Origin of the sequence: Litoribacter ruber (genome assembly GCF_018500185.1) — a bacterium.
In the GTDB taxonomy this organism is placed as follows: Bacteria; Bacteroidota; Bacteroidia; order Cytophagales; family Cyclobacteriaceae; genus Litoribacter; species Litoribacter ruber.
Genome location: NZ_JAHBGI010000005.1, coordinates 292,763 through 308,078, shown reverse-complemented (window position 1 = coordinate 308,078; position 15,316 = coordinate 292,763). Strand labels below are relative to the sequence as shown.

Genomic DNA, 15,316 nt, shown 5'->3' with positions numbered 1-15,316 from the left:
TGCAACTTCATACAATATTCCATTTTTCTGCGGTGGTCAGGGTGCTGCCCGCACCGGGTATTTTATATTTGGTTATTGGGTTCAATGATTCAAGAAGTGGCTTTGCTAGTTTTCCTTGTCCCATTTGCTCCAACAAAGCACCCAATAGTGCCCTTGTAGCAGGCGGGTATTTTAAAGCGAGGCGAACCAAAGTATTGATTTCCTTTTCAGAAAACCCTTTAATAATTGCCAGGAACCGTCTACAGGACCCTTCAATGGTGGCGTCAGGAATTTTTTTGACATAACGTATAGCATCAAGCAACTGCAATAGGGGAATGTTGTCCTTTGTAATGGTGTTTTTTTGCCTCACGAACGAAATGGTATAGCGCTCCCTTTTTAAATTGGGACGAATTTGATTTTTCCCAATTTGAATGGTACTGCTTACCTGTGTAGTTAAGCCTAATTGATTGTAAATGCTGTAGCCAGTGAGATAACCGGTGATTTTCCCATCTTCCTCTAGAAGGTCTTTTACTACCTGCCCCTGGCTTGGCTGAAGTCTTCCAAAGGGAGTACTCTCTGGTTTGTAGTATTTACCCTTTGAAAGCTTGGCAATCTTTCCTGAAGCTACCATCCGGTTTAAAGCTTTGATCACAGCTTCCTTCTTTTCCACCTCAGTAATGAAATCTGAATAGGTGAATATATAGCCCTTTGGGAGTCTATCTATAGTTGATGATATGTATTCGGCTATTTTCATCCTTTTTCTGAATTCCAAATATAAGGTATTTGTCCAGTTTTTTTTATAAAAAACTGGACATTTTTAATGTGCTATTCAAATTTAGTAAGGAAGGCAATATGAATTGAAATCAAGGAAAATACAGCCGTCGGTGTGTAGCGAGTAAGCAATTGGGGAAAAAACTTTTTTCCCCAATTGCTTAGGATAGGCTCCAACCTTTTATCGGCAAGCAGAAGGCCTTATGAAACCCCTCACTTACTTACTTACTTATTTATTTATTTATTGATTAATAACCCCATGAGTCCATTTACTTATGGGGTTATTGGCTTATTGAACAATAACTCAATAAGCTGTTAAATACTTGGAATTTAAAAGGTTATTTTTTTTAAGTAGCCATATTCCCCCTTTTGGGAGGTCTAGTATTGGGGTTTCACTGGGATGTAGGTTGCGTTTTAAGGTAATAGTCCAAAGTCTAGCTACATCATTTCAGGGGGGATATAATTCATAAACTCTTGGGGCCTTAACCCGTATCTTTTGGCAAGGAATTCAATTTTTTCATTCCCCCGGATTTCACCACTGTTCAGCGCATAGTAACAAATAAGATCTCTTGGGTAGATACTTTCAAGGTTTTCCAAGAATACCTCGTGAAACATAAACCGGTTCAATATTCTTGGTATAATGAAATATGCATCCCTCTTCACATCGAGAAGATCAATGTCAACGTCCCAAAATATCCCTTTCCGGAATAATTGGGATAGCTTGAGATCCGGTATATTTATTTTTTCTTTCATGGAATGCCATATGACCGAGTAAAGTAATTTACTGATAATTCTGCAACCTGACAACTAAATGAAGCCTACAGTACGGCCTAATGCTTGTTATCTTGCAATCCTTGCACTCCCTTTGCACTATTTTCTTTGAGAAAATGGTCTTTCTAAGCTGTATATAAGGGTAGTGCAGAAACTGCAAAGACTGCACCATATGGGGTGTATTATCTTTTCCCCAAAAGCAGGGATGGATAGCCACTTCTTCTTAGCTCTGATGCTAGTAATATTGATATTCTTGTTGGCTAATTGGGTGACGTATTTGATGGATGCTGGTTAGGGATACCCACCCATTTGAAGGTTTTCCAGCGTGGGCAGGGAATCATGAAATATCTTCGACAGGCTAGGGAGGGGTGTCAAAATGGCAACCAATTCGATACTGATTTCGATACTGATTAAAAAATAAAAACACTAACTCGCATGTTTTCAGCTAGTTAGGGTTTTGTAAAGCAGAGGAGGAGGAGGGATTCCCCCAAAGGGGTCCCTACGGGAGAACCCCCGGTACCTTGCGGTACAACGGTTTTCATTGGAGGGATATTTAGATAATCCTGTTTTCTCTTAAATAGTTGTACCCTTCAATAGATTTAAAATACATTTCTCTTTTGTAGGCTTCTGATTTAGAGGTGAAGGTTTCGGAATATAAAATTACAAATGGTCTCCGGCCTTTGGTAGACCGCACTTTACCTGCGTTGTGTTCCTTAAGTCTTTTGGTTAGGTCCTTCGAGTGGCCGTAGTAATATTTTCCGTCCTTAGTGCTTTTGAGAATGTAAGTGTAGTACTGAACATCCATGGCAAAAAAAGGTTTAGAGATAAAAAATGACATGAAAAAAAGAGGCCCAAATCTTTCGATTTGAGCCTTCTGCAGAGGAGGAGGGATTCGAACCCCCGGTACCTTGCGGTACAACGGTTTTCAAGACCGCCGCATTCGACCACTCTGCCACTCCTCTATTTGTCTTAATACCCCGGTCGGGTATCTTTTATGTTTTCGCAGTGTTGACCTTTTTGGATTAAGGCAGACAGGTCTGCCACTCCTCTGGGTCTAATTGCGTTTCCGTTTTATGTGTTAACGGATTGCAAAGGTAGTGCTAAGTTTTGTTTTTGCAAATGGTTTCGGGTGAAAAAATGTGTTGGTTTAGCTAACTGGCTGATTTAGCGTTTGATAAATTTTGTCACGCTGCGCTTCTCGGCGGCTTTGTCCAGGGCCACGTTGATTTCGAAACAGATCAGGATGATGAAGCTGGTGATCAATAGCCACAACATGACAGCGATCATGGTGCCGATGGATCCGTAGAGCCTGTTGTAGGTGGCGAAGTTGTTTAGGTAGAAGGAAAACACGTAAAATCCCAAGGTGATCAGTAGGCCCGCCGTGACGGAGCCTGTGCTGAAGAAGCGCCACTTGTCGTGCACGGCCGGGGCAAAGCGGAAAATGAAGGCGGTGGCGATCATAAACAGGAACAATAGAGCGAAAAACCTCAGGGAAGCTACCAGGTAATAATTGAATCCACTCGACACGAGCCCCTGTTCGGACAGCATGCCCAGCAGCTGGTTGCCAAAAATCATTACCAGGGCGGCCGCACACAGATCCAACACCAAAATGAGCACTATCCCCACTGCTAGGAGGCGGGTGGTGAAATAACCCCTGTTTTCCTTGGTTCTATAGCAGGCGTTGAAAGCGTTCATGAGCGAGACCACCCCATTGGTGGCCAAGAAAAGGGCCAGGAAGAAACCAAAAGATAGCAGGCCTTGCCTAGGCCGGCTTACAATGTCCATAATGGTGCTTTCGGCTTCAAGGTAAATGCTGGGCGGCACGATCTCCTGTACAAACATCAGGATATTGCCGGTAGTCACATCCGGGAAAAAATACTGGATATAGGGGATCATGTTCAGCAAAAAGAGCAATAGTGGGAACATGGCCACAGTGAAATTAAAGGCTACCGCATAGGCTCTTTCGGTGATTTCATCCTTTTGGACCTGCTGAATGAAAAGCTTGCCTACATCGTAGAGGTTTTGGTCAGGATTGCCGAAATGCACATGCCGCAGTGCTTGGGCCCTCTTGTCCGCTATATTTACGTAGTCTTTAAACTTTTGCTTCACCATGGAAAAATAATAAAAATGAGGCTAAAATTACGAATTATTTTCAAGATGGGGGGATGGATTCAAAATAACCGCAAAGACTCAGAGGTCCGCAAAGTAATGAATATACCATGAAGTATGAATTGTATTTTAATCCAAAAATATTAGTTCATAAAATTATTATTCATAAATTGGTGGTGAGAGTTTTTTGAATCTTTAATCCCAATACTTATGAAGAATGTTTTAGTGCTAATGTTTTTGTTTTTTATAGTGGCGGCCTGCAGCAAGTCTGAGGAAGGTTATAGGCCTGAAGGTGGTTTGGCGGTCAGCCAGGATACTGTAATGGTGGATGCAGGAGAGGAGATTTTGTATTTGAAAACCGGCTTGTATCAATCCGTGCTTTCCGACGATCGTAGATATTTATATAATTTTGACGCCGACAGGAGTCAAGTGGAGAAGATTGACCTGGAGGAGCTGAAGTTAGTAGGGGCCACGCCCTATGAAAAAGAAGGTCCCAACGGTGTGGGCCAATACGTATATAGGATTTTTAGCGCCCCTTCTGATGAATTTTTCATTCTTTCCTTTGACCGTGGCGGCATCTTTGACCAGCAGGGCAATAAAAAGAAATCAGTATCACTCAAGCCCCAGGATTTATCAGGTGACGAGTTGAAGGTAAATGAAAATATGTTCAGTGGAGTGATCCCAAATTCCGACCCCAATAAGCTATATGGTACTTTCTCGAATTTCCATGAGGAGGAATTTTATTTTGGGGTGATAGATCTGGAGGAGAAATCCCTGAAAAAGGTCACTTTTCCCGAGCAGGAATACCAAAAGGATTATTTTTTCAGCTGGGTAAATGAAAAGGGCATGCCAATGGTCATGATGGGTCCCAACTATTTTGTTAACCAGGCCAAGGATAAGGTATTTATTACCAACAATGTGGATAACAGCATTCATATTTACAACCCAGAGGACGGGCTGGTGGAGAAAAAGGAAATGGATAACCAGCTTTTTGCTCATAGGAAAACCGGCAAATATAAGAAGACCATAGACTCGCAGGAGGAATTTAACAAAGCTATGGCGGACTTTAAAAAGGAAATCGCATTTAGCCAGCCGGTGTGGGATGAGAAAAACGAGAGGTTTTTGAGGTTCAGCTACCTGACCGAATCCAAACAGGACGCCGAGGGCAATAACAAGTCATCTAGTAAGGTTTGGCTGAGTGCTTTTGATACGGATTTGAACTTGCTGGGGGAGACGTTCCTGGAAGGGCTGACCAAAATACCCGCCCACCATTTCGTCAAAGACGGACAGATCTGGATGTTTGAAAACATGGATGACGAATTGGGATTTGTGAGATTCACGGTGGAGTAGAAAAAAAGTTTTCTCGCGGCGGGCGCGGCGTATTTCGCTGCGACGCTGCGAGAAATTAAGCTGGATAGTTTCACGCAAAGAGCGCAACGAAGGCGCAGAGAACGCCAAGTTCTTAATGCTAAACCCTAAATCATCCCCATAAGCCTTAAACTTTAAACCATAAACCCTTAATAATAAGGTCTCATCAAGTCCAATAGGTCTTTCGGTGGTCGGCAGGGGCGGTGGTTGTCGGTACGGATGAAGGTCAACAGGGTATAGCCCTCGTTGATGACCTCCCCGGCCTCGTTGATGATGGTGCAGTCGAAGCGGATCCTCACCCCGGGCATCTCCCTCACCTCCACTTTGATGGTCAGCAGTTCATCGTATCTGCCCGGTTTGTAGTAGCGGCTGTAATTTTCCAAAGCAGGCATCATGATGCCCTGTTCTTCCAGCTTTTTGTAGGAAAAGCCGATGTTACGCATGGCTTCCACCCTGCCCACCTCATAGTAGGCGGCATAATTTCCATAGTAGACATACCCCATCTGGTCTGTCTCAGCATATCTTACCCTTACCTGGGTTTCGGTAGTGAACATGGATTAATAGATTTTGGCCCTGTTTAAAGCCTGCTGGTAACGGCGGGCGTTTTGCAGGTGCTCGTTGTAGTTGGTGGCAAAGGCATGGTATCCGGAGAAGTCATCCTTGGCGCAAAAATAGATGTACTTATGGTCCTCGGCTGCTAGTACGGCATCAATGGAGCTGATATCCGGCAGGTTGATCGGTCCTGGAGGCAGGCCGGTGTATTTATAGGTGTTGTACGGACTGTCGATTTCTTTGTGCACATTGAGGACCCTCTTGATGCTGAAATCCTGCAGGGCAAAAACCAAAGTAGGGTCGGCCTGAAGGGGCATGTTCATCCTCAATCGGTTGAGGTAAACACCCGCCACCCGTGGCCTTTCATCCGACATTTGGGTTTCGGCCTGAACAATGGAAGCCAACGTGCTCACTTCCTTCCTGTCCAGATTCAATTGGGTGAGTTTGGCTGTCCTCTCCTCATTCCAGAATTTTTCATACTCCTTGTGCATCCTGTCAAAAAGCCCTTCGGGGGTCACGTTCCAATAAACCTCGTAGGTGTTTGGGATAAAAATGCTCATCACCGTTTCCTCTTTCAAATCGAATTTGGAGTAATAGGTGCTGTCTGTAAGGAGGCTTTTAAATTCCGCCTGATCCATTTCCAGGTTTCGGGTTACCTTTTCGGCCAGGTCTTCTTTGGTTCTGATGTTGTTGAAAGTAAGCCTCACTGGTGTCTGCCGGCCGGAGGAAAGCAGGGCCACCAGGTCCTTGTTACTCATCTTGGGTCTGATTTCGTAGAGACCGGGTTTAACATCATCCTGGTATCCTCTCACTTTTGCCACAAAGGAGAAGGTGACAATATCGTGGATGATTTCGTTCTTGGTCAGGCTGTCGGAGACGGTTTTGAAAGTGGCGCCTCTGGGAATTTTCAGTAGGGCGGGTTCCTCTTTGTCGGTCAGGGCATTGGGGGAGAAGAAAGCCTGGTAGAAATAAAATGTCATGGAGGTCATCAAAACGGTGACGGCAATGACAGCAATCAGGTATCGTTTGGTCTTTTTATCTGGGATCATATCCTATATTAACGCAGGAAGGGATGATTTTTTTCAAAAGTAGTCAAAAAAGAACAAAGGCGCAGGGAAAATGGACTGGCTCTTGGCCCTGCTAAACATTTTTTCAATTATATCACTTATCTTTAATAAATCTTTTTCAGCCATTAACCTATCAGCATATGCCTGCAGAATTTATCAAACTCTACCCGGAAAACCCCGATCCCCGAAGAATACAGCACATCGTCGACGTATTGCGAAACGGCGGGGTAATCATCTACCCTACGGATACCGTCTATGGTATTGGCTGTGATATTTTCAACCAAAAGGCCATAGAAAAGGTCTGCCAGATAAAAGGGGTGAAGCCGCAGAAGCAGAACTTTTCTTTCATTTGCTATGACTTGAGCGATATTGCTGACTACACTCGTACGGTGAGCACGCCGGTTTTTAAGGTGATGAAAAAAGCCCTACCGGGTCCATTCACCTTTATCCTCAATGCCAACAACAACGTGCCCAAACTGCTCAACAGCAAAAAGAAAACGGTGGGTATCCGTGTGCCGGACCATTCCATTCCAAGGACTCTTGTTAAGGAGCTTGGTCAGCCCATCGTGACCACCTCCATCCGCGATGAGGATGAGGTGATCGAGTATAGCACCGATCCCGAGTTGATTTATGAGAAGTACAAAGATCTAGTGGACGTGGTAATAGATGGCGGTTACGGAAACAATGTGGCCTCTACCATCTTGGACTGCACCAGCGACGAAATCCTGATCGTGAGGGAAGGATTGGGGAATGTGGATGAAGTGGTTTAAAGCAGGTTCCTTCTTCGCGGAGAAGGGTTTAAAAGCGTGGTAAATTGATCACAATGGGCACAAAGTTAAAATAAGTTGCATAATGGAGCGGGAGTTCTTTGATTAGCTGAGCGGAGTCAAAGCTGGTCATTTTCTGGTTGCATAACCGGTCCCCGAGCGTAGCCGAGGGGGAGGAAGTAAGAGGTGAAAGGTGGAAAGCATTTGAGTTAAAAACAATGAGATCTATTAAAATTGTCATTGAAAGAGCGGAGGATCATTATGCAGCCTATGCGCCGGATGTTTGGGGGGTGACTGGGGTGGGAGATACTCCCAATGCAGCCAAAGCCGCAGTTTTGGATGCAATTGACGTAGTGAAGGAGAATAAGCCTAATGATATTCCTGATGCCTTGAAAGGGGATTTTGAATTGGAATTTCAATACGATGTTGAAAGCCTTTTGAATTATTATAAAGGTATATTTACCAATGCGGCTATAGAAAAGGTGACGGGAATAAATCAGAAGCTAATTCAGCACTATGCAAGTGGTCTGAAAAAGCCGAGAACTGCCCAAAGGAAAAAAATTGAAGAAGGGCTTCACAAATTAGGCAAGGAGTTATTGGCTATTGAACTGTGACAAGACCCCATTTAAACCCTCTAGGTCTCGTGAAAATTTGATAGGCCTGGAAGGTTTTTCTTGTGGTGGTGATGGTTTAGGAGGTTATTTCCCGGCGCTGGAGCGCGGCGGGATGGTTTAGGAGTTTAGAGTGGGGGTCAGTTTACGTGGTACTTGGTACGTGGTACCTGGTACCAAGAGTGATAACATATCGAATGATGAATGATGAATAATGAAGATTGATAAAGGCAGTACAGTAATCACAGACCTATTATACCTGCCTCCGATAGAGTATTTTGCGGCGATAGAGGGAAAGGAGACCTTGATGATCGAGGGGCATGACAATTACCAGAAGCAGACCTATAGAAACCGGGCCTCCATCAGACTGGCCAACAAGGTGGAGCACCTTTCGGTACCTGTAAAAGGTGGAAAAGGCAGGCCTTTTAGGGAAATAGAAATAGATTATGAACAAAAGTGGGTCAACATTCACCTTCGTGGCATAAAAAGTGCTTATGGTAAAGCAGCGTTTTTTGAATATTTTTTTCCGTATTACGAAAGCGTATTTGAACGCAGGCCAACTCGGCTTTTTGACTTAAATCTTGAATTGCTGACACTTTGTCTTAAATTTTTACAACATCCTGTCAGAATAGTCGTAAGTACTGAATATCAGCCAAATGTGGGATTTCAGGATTTGCGAGGGGTAATTCAGCCCAAAGAGTCCTACGAAGTTAGGGGTATTTACCGCCCCGTTCCTTACATGCAGCTCTTTGGCTTAGACTTTGTTCCCAACCTTAGTGTAATCGATTTGCTGTTTTGCGAAGGCCCTCAAGCCGGAAGGATAATATCACAGTCGAAAAAAACTATTGAACAAAGCCCCGAATGATTGTGTTTTTAAGTCAAATTAGATTACATTGAAGCAAGAGAAACAACATTATAAGAAAGGATATTAATGGAAGCAAAATTTTCAAATAGAGTCAAAGAGGTGATCTCTCTGAGCCGTGAGGAAGCTTTGCGGTTAGGGCATGATTACATAGGTACGGAACACCTCTTGTTAGGTATGATTCGTGAAGGAGAAGGTGTTGCTGTTTCCATCTTAAAGAAGCTCGGCGTGCCACTGGACGAGCTTCGCACCGCAATCGAGAGGGCGGTGAAGGGTACGGCCAATCACAACGTGAAGAACCTGGCCAACATCCCCCTTACCAGGCAGTCTGAAAAAGTATTGAAAATCACTTATTTGGAAGCAAAAATATTCAAAAGCCAATTGATTGGTACCGAGCATTTGCTGCTTTCTATCCTCAGGGATGAGGATAATATAGCCACACAGATATTGCAGAAATTTGATACTAACTATGACGCCGTAAAAGAAATGCTGGAATACCAATCCGACCAAAACCCGCGATCCAGAGCCGAAGCTGACGACCCAGATGAGGAAGGCAGCAAGTTGTTTGGATCAAGCAGCTCCGCAGGATCATCCAAAGGCAGCGCTGAAAAATCCAGAACCCCGGTTTTGGACAACTTCGGGCGCGACCTTACCAAGATGGCCGAAGAGGACAAGCTAGACCCTATCATCGGTAGGGAAAAAGAAATTGAAAGGGTAGCGCAGATTCTTTCCAGAAGGAAGAAAAACAACCCTATCCTGATCGGTGAACCTGGTGTGGGTAAAACCGCCATCGCGGAAGGCCTAGCCTTGAGGATTATCCAGAAAAAAGTATCCCGTGTGCTTTTCAACAAGCGCGTGGTGACTTTGGACCTGGCCTCTCTGGTAGCCGGTACCAAATACCGTGGTCAGTTTGAGGAAAGAATGAAAGCCGTGATGAACGAGCTTGAAAAATCCCCAAATGTGATCCTGTTCATTGATGAGCTTCACACGATTGTTGGGGCCGGTGGGGCAAGCGGTTCGCTAGATGCGAGCAACATGTTCAAACCAGCTTTGGCTAGGGGTGAAATCCAATGTATAGGAGCTACTACCCTGGACGAATACAGACAGTATATCGAAAAGGATGGTGCTTTGGCCAGAAGGTTCCAGATGGTGATGGTTGATGCCACTTCCCCTGAGGAAACGGTTCAGATCCTTAACAACATCAAAGACAAATATGAAGATCACCACAATGTAAACTATACCCCTGAGGCGATAGAGGCATGTGTGAATCTTTCAGATAGATACATTTCCGATAGATTCCTGCCGGATAAGGCCATCGATATCCTCGATGAGGCCGGTGCAAGGGTTCATATCAACAATATCCACGTGCCTGATGAAATCATCAAGTTGGAAAATGAAGTGGAAGATATCAAGGTAGAGAAAAACAGGGTGGTTAAAAGTCAGAAGTACGAAGAGGCTGCCCAGTTGAGAGACCGTGAGAAGAAGCTTCTTGAGCAACTAGACAGAGCAAAAGCCAAGTGGGAAGAGGAAAGCAAGACGAAGCGCTATACCGTGGAAGAGGAAAACGTGGCCGAGGTAATCGCGATGATGACCGGAATCCCTGCTAAGCGAATTGCCCAAAACGAAGGTGCCAAGTTGCTGAACATGGGCCAGGAGTTGAGAGGCAAGGTAGTGGGCCAGGATGATGCGATCAAGAAATTGACCAAAGCTATCCAGAGAACCCGAGTGGGATTGAAAGATCCTAAGAAACCAATTGGTAGCTTTATCTTCTTAGGTCCAACAGGTGTTGGTAAAACGGAGTTGGCCAAAATGTTGGCAACTTACCTCTTTGACAAGGAGGATTCCCTGATCAGAATTGATATGTCGGAATACATGGAGAAATTCAGTGTGTCCAGACTAGTGGGAGCGCCTCCAGGTTATGTAGGATATGAAGAAGGTGGTCAGTTGACTGAGAAAGTCAGAAGAAAGCCTTATTCTGTAGTACTCTTGGATGAGATTGAAAAAGCTCACCCTGATGTATTCAACTTGTTGCTGCAGGTACTGGATGACGGTATCTTGACAGATGGTTTGGGCAGAAGGGTGGATTTCAGAAACACCATTATCATCATGACTTCCAATATTGGGGTGAGAGATTTGAAGGACTTTGGTTCGGGAATCGGTTTTGCCTCCAAGGCTAAATTGGACAACCAGGATGACGTGATGAAGTCAACCATCCAAAGTGCGTTGAAGAAAGCATTCAGTCCGGAGTTCTTGAACAGGTTGGATGATGTGGTGGTGTTCAACTCGCTGACCAAGGAGCATATCCATGAGATCATTGATATCAGTTTGGCCAAACTGTTCAAGCGTATCACAGATCTGGGTTACAAGATTGAACTGACCGACAATGCTAAGGATTTCTTGTCCGATAAAGGATATGATCAGCAATATGGTGCAAGACCATTGAACCGTGCGATTCAGAAATACCTGGAAGATGCCATCGCCGAGGAAATCCTCAAAGGTGAGCTATCAGAGGGTGATGTGATCGTAGCTGATTATCCAGGTGAGGGCGATGAGCTCAGCATCAAGGTTACCAAGCAGGAAAAAGCTGACTAATAAGTTCATAGATTGATTGATTGTTTGGATCCTCTCTGGCGTAGGCTGGGGAGGATTTTTTTTTGCCACAAAGACTCGAAGACGCTAAGTTTTTTCTCTTTGCGGCTTCACGCCACAGTGGCTATACTCTGTGAAATCCGAGAAATCAGTGGTTTTTTTGAGGGCTTTTTTGGGCCACAAAGGCTCGAAGGCGCTAAGTTTTTTCTCTTTGCGGCTTCACGCCACAGTGGCTATACTCTGTGAAATCCGAGAAATAATAGGTTTTTTTGAGGGCTTTTTTGGGCCACAACGGCTCGAAGGCGCTAAGTTTTTTCTCTTTGCGGCTTCACGCCATAGTGGTTATACTCTGTGAAATCCGAGAAATCTATATTTCTTTAGAGGGCTTTTTTGGGCCACAAAGGCTCGAAGACGCTAATTTTTTCTCTTCGCGCCTTCACGCCATAGTGGTTATACTCTGTGAAATCCGAGAAATCTTTTTTTTTTTTGTGGTTTTTTTTGGGCCACAACGGCTCGAAGGCGCTAAGATTTTTCTCTTTGCGGCTTCACGCCATAGGGGTTATACTCTGTGAACTCCGAGAAATCTATATGTCTTTAGAGGGCTTTTTGGGGCCACAAAGGCTCGAAGACCCTAATTTTTTCTCTTCGCGCCATCACGCCATAGTGGTTATGCTCTGTGAAATCCGAGAAATCTTTGTTTTTTTAGTGGGCTATTTTGGGCCACAAAGGCTCGAAGGCGCTAAGTTTTTTCTCTTCGCGGCTTCACGCCTTAGTGGCTACCTGAAGACCGAAAGTAAAGCGATACCGCATTTTTTTGCGCAGCAAAAAAGAGGCTCGTACACCTTCGCCGCGGCTACTTGGTACGTTGTACTTGGTACCTGGTACTCAAGCGTCAGTTAGAAATACGTAATACGAAGTACGAAGAAGTTGGCATGTTACCGTCCAGTTCTCTGATTCCTAGATGGATACAGGATGGGTGGTCTTTATGTTAACTTTTGAATAATACAGGTAGGGGGAATGGTAATTTTTAGTTTATAATAGGGAAAATATAGAGTAACATGCTATGTTCACCTTTGGGGTATGAAAGCAAGGTTCATACTCAGTACAATTTTAATGGCGCTCTCAATTGCTGTGCAGGCCGCCAATATTTCCGGGTTAGTAACGGATAAAGAAACGCAGGAGCCGCTAATCGGGGCGACGGTTCAGTTAGTGGGTACCAGTTATTATGCAATAGTTGGTTTAGATGGTTCTTATTCGGTGAGAAATCTGCCGGAAGGAACTTATGATGTGGAAGTGTCCTTTGTGGGCTATCAAAAAATCAGAGAAACTTTTTCAGTCAATGGTCAAAACATGAAGAAAGACTTCATGATGACCTTGGATAATAATGACTTAGCAGAGGTGGTAGTGAGTGGCAGTGCAATAAAAGGCTCAGAGATGCAAGCCAGAACGCTAGAGCGAAATGCTGCCAACACCATCAATGTGATCTCCAAAAAAGCAATTGAGCTTTCACCTGACATTACTGTTGCAAATATTGTTCAGCGTGTGTCAGGCCTTTCGGTAGAGAGGAATGCCAGCGGTGATCCACAGCACGCCATCGTGAGAGGTATGGACAAGCGGTATAACTATACCTTGGTAAATGGGGTGAAAATACCTTCCCCGGATAATCAAAACCGGTTTATCCCTCTGGATATCTTTCCCGCCCAGCTTTTGGAAAGGCTGGAGGTATCCAAATCCCTAACACCCATGATGGAAGGTGATGCCATTGGAGGTGCTGTAAACATGGTGATGAAGGATGCTCCGGAGGAATTTATGCTGGAAGGGGATATACAGTTGGGCTATAACCAAATTAATTTGGATAGAGGCTTCTACCATTATGATAGGTCAGACCTAAATATGAACTCCCCTTATCAGCAGTTCGGAGCTGATTACGCTGCCAGCATGGGGGACTTTACCACCTCCAATATGATGCTTAGAAACAAGACACCTATGCCGGATATCTTGGGAAGCCTTACTTATGGAGACAGATTTTTTAGCGATAGGCTTGGCGTAATGCTGGGTGGAAGTTTCCAAAACAGCTACAGAGGATCGGACAGCAACTGGTACAGAGCTGATGTGGACAATTTTGGATCAGGAAGGCCTACTTTGACTAGGCTCCAGGAGAGAGTCTCCTCTACTCAGCAGCAAAGAGCCGCGTTTCACAGTAAGGTGGACTATGTTTTTAACCCCCAGCACAAACTGTATGTATATGCTGGCAATTATTTCTTGAATGACTTCAGGGTCAGGGAGATGTTGGATACGGATGTTGATGGCAGAAACTACAATTACTTAGCGGGTAGCGGTATCCTAACCCACATCACCAGATTTACTTCCAGATATCAAAATATCCAGACTTCCACATTGGGTGGAGAGCATTCATTTGGAGAGAGATACAGGTTTACCATGGATTGGTCAGGGGTATACAGCCTTGCCACAAGTGAAAGCCCTGATGATGGTATTTTCAAGAGAAACGGTGAGATGAGGGATTTTGCATTCCAGCCTCAAAACATCGAGAGAAGGAATTTCAGGCAATGGCTTAACAACACAGACCGAGACCTCACTGCTTTCTTGAATTTCAGCTATGCGCCAGGGCTTGTCAATGAAGAAACCAGAATCCAGTTTGGTGGGATGTACAGGGATAAGGATAGAAACAGCTTTTTCAACCGATACATTTTTGACCCAACTAGTCCGGCATTTCAGGTTGAAGGCGTCCATTGGGACAGCTTTGAAGATGTAAGCTGGGCCTTGCTTAACCCTAGAGGGAATACCTCAGATCCACTGAACTTTGATTCTTATGAAAAGATCGCCGCTGGATACCTCAACACCAAATGGGATGTTTTTAACACAGAAATCAACGCTGGTGTACGTGTGGAGCATACTGATCAAGGATACACTCTTGCTGTAGCCTCTCAAACGGTAAATCCAGATAGCAGTCAAACTTATATAGATGTATTGCCTTCAGTTTCTTTCAAGCACAGGCTTAATAGCAAAATGAACTTGAGAGGGTCTTATTACAAAGCGCTTTCAAGACCTGGTTTTCATGAAATTGTTCCTTATAGAATGGCTGAAGAAGACGGTTTTGATGAGCGCGGAAATCCAAACCTGCAACGGGTAAGAGCCCACAATTACGACGTTAGGTATGAGTTTTTCCCAACCCTTTCGGAGCAAGTTTTGGTAGGCGCCTTTGTAAAGGACTTAAGAGACCCTATCGAGTACACCTTGGCTAGAACCAATATTTTCACCGGACCACTTTCCCTTCAGCCTACCAATTTTGGAAACGCGGTCAATTGGGGTCTTGAGGCAGATTTTATCAAGTATTATAATAAAATAGGTATCAGGTTCAACTACACCTATACCAATTCCAGAATAACCACCAGCAAGATCGAGCGAAGAAGGGAAAATCCGGATGACCCTTCTTCCCAGCTCGTTCAGGTGAGCGTAGACCAGACCAGACCCCTCCAGGGTCAAGCAGACCATATCGGTAACTTGAGTTTGATGTATAAGGACCAGGTTTTGGGTCTGGATGCTCAAATATCAGCAGTCTACACGGGAGAAAGGATTGAGTTTGTATCCCCATTCCTTAATAATGACCACTGGTCGAGGCCAATTACCCAGCTGGACCTTTCGGTAGACAAGAATATCGGTAAGTCACTTACTGTATTTGTGAGGGTCAACAATATCCTGGACACCCCTTATGAGCTTTTTGTGAAAAGCCCATTGGCCCGGGAGGACGCCGTATTTCCCTATCAGAACAACGTGAATGAAACAGTAGTAAGGAGTGATCGCTTCGGCCAATCCTACAGACTGGGACTTCGCTTTAGATTGAATCAATAA

Annotated in this window: 12 protein-coding genes and 1 tRNA gene; 6 read left to right on the top strand and 7 right to left on the bottom strand. The window is 44.5% G+C overall.

Annotated elements, in window-relative coordinates; all coding sequences use genetic code 11:
* Positions 1-7: 7 nt before the first annotated feature.
* From KIH41_RS09795 to KIH41_RS09775, 5 genes are all read right to left on the bottom strand, one after another.
* Positions 8-751, bottom strand: coding sequence for a DUF6088 family protein (locus tag KIH41_RS09795; protein WP_214162280.1), 744 nt, complete (start codon positions 749-751; stop codon positions 8-10).
* 437 nt (positions 752-1,188) lie between these two features.
* Positions 1,189-1,503, bottom strand: a complete 315-nt coding sequence (locus tag KIH41_RS09790; protein ID WP_214162279.1) for a DUF6922 domain-containing protein — start codon at positions 1,501-1,503, stop codon at positions 1,189-1,191.
* A gap of 571 nt (positions 1,504-2,074) precedes the next feature.
* A complete protein-coding gene (locus KIH41_RS09785; RefSeq protein WP_214162278.1) occupies positions 2,075-2,326 on the bottom strand; it encodes a GIY-YIG nuclease family protein in 252 nt (83 codons plus the stop codon).
* Between the two features lie 72 nt (positions 2,327-2,398).
* Positions 2,399-2,483, bottom strand: a tRNA-Ser gene (locus KIH41_RS09780).
* Between the two features lie 202 nt (positions 2,484-2,685).
* Positions 2,686-3,633 (bottom strand): YihY/virulence factor BrkB family protein, encoded by a 948-nt coding sequence (locus tag KIH41_RS09775; RefSeq protein ID WP_214162277.1) that lies wholly within the window; start codon positions 3,631-3,633, stop codon positions 2,686-2,688.
* Positions 3,634-3,840: 207 nt separating this feature from the next.
* Between KIH41_RS09775 and KIH41_RS09770 the strand changes: the two genes are divergently transcribed.
* Positions 3,841-4,980: a DUF4221 family protein gene (locus KIH41_RS09770; protein WP_213944723.1), complete on the top strand. Its 1,140-nt coding sequence runs from the start codon at positions 3,841-3,843 to the stop codon at positions 4,978-4,980.
* Between the two features lie 167 nt (positions 4,981-5,147).
* Here the strand turns inward: KIH41_RS09770 and KIH41_RS09765 are convergent, their stop codons facing one another.
* Together KIH41_RS09765 and mltG are read right to left on the bottom strand one after the other, a co-directional pair.
* Positions 5,148-5,552, bottom strand: coding sequence for an acyl-CoA thioesterase (locus KIH41_RS09765; protein ID WP_213944724.1), 405 nt, complete (start codon positions 5,550-5,552; stop codon positions 5,148-5,150).
* 3 nt (positions 5,553-5,555) lie between these two features.
* Positions 5,556-6,599, bottom strand: coding sequence for an endolytic transglycosylase MltG (mltG, locus tag KIH41_RS09760; protein ID WP_213944725.1), 1,044 nt, complete (start codon positions 6,597-6,599; stop codon positions 5,556-5,558).
* A gap of 158 nt (positions 6,600-6,757) precedes the next feature.
* Here mltG and KIH41_RS09755 point away from each other — a divergent pair, with 158 nt between their 5' ends.
* The 5 genes from KIH41_RS09755 (at position 6,758) to KIH41_RS09735 (ending at position 15,316) form a co-directional block, all read left to right on the top strand.
* Positions 6,758-7,387: an L-threonylcarbamoyladenylate synthase gene (locus KIH41_RS09755; RefSeq protein ID WP_213944726.1), complete on the top strand. Its 630-nt coding sequence runs from the start codon at positions 6,758-6,760 to the stop codon at positions 7,385-7,387.
* 215 nt (positions 7,388-7,602) lie between these two features.
* The gene (locus tag KIH41_RS09750; RefSeq protein ID WP_214162276.1) at positions 7,603-7,998 is read left to right on the top strand and encodes a type II toxin-antitoxin system HicB family antitoxin; all 396 of its coding nucleotides are present in this window, start codon (positions 7,603-7,605) and stop codon (positions 7,996-7,998) included.
* Positions 7,999-8,209: 211 nt separating this feature from the next.
* Positions 8,210-8,860: a WbqC family protein gene (locus KIH41_RS09745; protein WP_214162275.1), complete on the top strand. Its 651-nt coding sequence runs from the start codon at positions 8,210-8,212 to the stop codon at positions 8,858-8,860.
* 66 nt (positions 8,861-8,926) lie between these two features.
* The gene (locus KIH41_RS09740) at positions 8,927-11,449 is read left to right on the top strand and encodes an ATP-dependent Clp protease ATP-binding subunit (RefSeq protein ID WP_214162274.1); all 2,523 of its coding nucleotides are present in this window, start codon (positions 8,927-8,929) and stop codon (positions 11,447-11,449) included.
* A gap of 1,077 nt (positions 11,450-12,526) precedes the next feature.
* Positions 12,527-15,316, top strand: a complete 2,790-nt coding sequence (locus tag KIH41_RS09735; protein WP_214162273.1) for a TonB-dependent receptor — start codon at positions 12,527-12,529, stop codon at positions 15,314-15,316.